Source organism: Hymenobacter sp. B1770, from assembly GCF_049896385.1.
Taxonomy (GTDB): domain Bacteria; phylum Bacteroidota; class Bacteroidia; order Cytophagales; family Hymenobacteraceae; genus Hymenobacter.
In genome coordinates, this window is sequence record NZ_JAFCUF010000036.1 from 1 (window position 1) to 1,204 (window position 1,204).

At 64.5% G+C, this 1,204-nt stretch carries 1 protein-coding gene; it reads right to left on the reverse strand.

Annotation, left to right across the window (positions count from 1 at the left end; translation table 11 throughout):
- On the reverse strand, nt 1-1,204 hold a 1,204-nt coding region (locus ACP7AJ_RS21270; RefSeq protein WP_426062244.1), incomplete at both ends, for a DUF4331 family protein.

Sequence of the window (1,204 nt, forward strand, 5' to 3'; positions counted from 1 at the left end):
GACGTGCCCCCCCCGCTCCGCTGGTACTGCGAGAGGTCCGTGTTCTGGGCCTTGACTCCCGACCAGGGGGACTGCACGTACGGGAAAGCCGCCTTGAACGTCGTATCATTCCGCTCGATGCCGGTCGTGAAGTTGAGGACGCGGGCGAACTGCGGGGTCACCGGACTGGCAGAGGCCGGCGTATAGTCGTCATAGTACAAGCCTAGAACGGCCAGCACCACGCCACTCACCGCTTTCAGCTCAATGTCAACGACATCATCTTCCAGCCGGCGACCGTTGGGGAAGCCGTCCATGTTGGGGATGGCTTGCAGGGCGTTGCTGGCGTTGTAGCGCATGTCGGTTAGGCCCAGGGCCGCGGCCTTCAGCAGGCCTTCCGAGCTGAAGTCAGCCGAGTTGCGGGGCGTAGCGGGCACGGCCATGTTCAGGCGCAGCATGTCCCCCACCACGGGCAGGAAGTTGATGAACGGTTTGCCGGCCGCCAGGGGGTTGCCGTTTTTGCCGGTAGCCAGCTGGTAGGGCCGCATGTTGGGCACCCCCGTCAGAAAGACGGGGAGCAGGTCGACCGAGCGGGGCATGCCGCGCTGCAGCAGGACGGGGCCGAACGTGGGGTCGGCGAACACGGTGCCGGCGCGCTGCGCGGGGCTCAGCACCGACAGGCCATTGGCGCCGTTGCGGAAGTCAAAGCCGGGGAAGCTGGCCCCCAGCACGGGGCTGCCAGCCAACGATTTGGATTGAATGCGCAGGGGCGCAAAACCGGGTATCGCCTCGCCGAAGTAGGTCTGGCCGGCGGGTTTGGGGGCGGCCCCGTTCATGGGCATGTTGTCGGCCATGTACAGGCCTAGCTCCGGGTTGGTAAAATTTCTCTGGAACGCGGCGTTCTCGGTGTAAGGCGTCCGGGCATTAAACTCATCCTTCTGGCCAATGGGGTTGATCACCTCGTTGGTCAGCGGCATCCCCAGGCGCGAGATCTGCACGTAGTTGCCCGACACGGTTTGGGCGCCGGTCGTGTTGCCGTTGGCGTCGGGGGCGACCAGCGTCTTCAACGCCGGGCGGCTAGTGGAAGCCCACACGCCGATGACGTAGTCCGGGTCCAAAATATTGCGCGCTCCGGCGCCGCTTTTGCCGATTTTCTGCAGTTTGCTAATCGGCAGCTGCAGCGCGATGGTGTGCACGTTCTTGTGGTAGAGCCCATCGCGGGCATTCT